Below are 943 nucleotides of genomic sequence, written 5' to 3' on the forward strand. Positions count from 1 at the left end.
TCTTTTCCATCTTTTCCTGGTACTCCTTTAGGTCCTGTTAGTCCTATAGTTCCTATTCCGTCTTTTCCTGAAATTGATACTGCATCTTTTCCATCTTTTCCTGAGATTCCTATCTTACCATCAAGTCCATTTGTACCTGGTTGTCCATCAATTCCAGCTGCTCCTGTTGGTCCTGTTATTGATACTCCATCTTTTCCTGGTGTTCCATCTAATCCATCTTTTCCAACTTTTATGCTATCAATTCCTGTTAAGTCTTTGTTTAATGAATATGTGAATTTAGTTCCTTCTTGGTTAATGTTTAAATTTTTACCTGATTGTAATGTTATTGTTGAATTTTTTAAAACATCTTTCAATTCTTTATTACCACTTAATGTTCCACCATCTGTATTTGAAGTAATTTTAAAGTTATATGAGTTTTCTGTTATAGCTTTTTTTAAATCTTCAACATTAACTGCATTTTTTAATGTATCTCCACTTGCATCCGCCAATGTAGTTCCATCTAAACCACTCTTAAGATTATTAATTTGATTATCTCCAACATTAATTGGTGCATCTACATTTATTGAAGTATCTCCAAATCTAATTTTTGGTTTATTTTCTCCACCACCTATAGACGTAATATCTTTAATATCTTTAGACAGTTTAATTTCTAATTTACCTTCTTTTTCTATTACACCAATATTTCCATCAGTTAAATTATTTTCTTCGGCTCCACCTATTATTTCTAAAGTTTCATTTAGTTTTTTATCTATTACTTTAGCACTATCACCTTTAAATCTTAATCCATCTTTTAATGTTGCTACTGTTTCTTTTTCTCCATTTGGTTTTTCATAGATAATTCTTGTCTTAGTCTCTCCATTAGCTCCATCATTTCCATCTAGACCTTTTTCTCCATATTCTACACGGATTTTTGCTTCTGCATCTTTTCCATCTTTTCCTGGTA

1 pseudogene is annotated in these 943 nt (G+C 31.1%); it reads right to left on the bottom strand.

From position 1 onward, the window contains the following. Positions 1-943, bottom strand: a pseudogene (locus tag AYC60_RS08770) (hypothetical protein); the annotation flags it as partial.

Origin of the sequence: Streptobacillus felis (genome assembly GCF_001559775.1) — a bacterium.
GTDB lineage: Bacteria > Fusobacteriota > Fusobacteriia > Fusobacteriales > Leptotrichiaceae > Streptobacillus > Streptobacillus felis.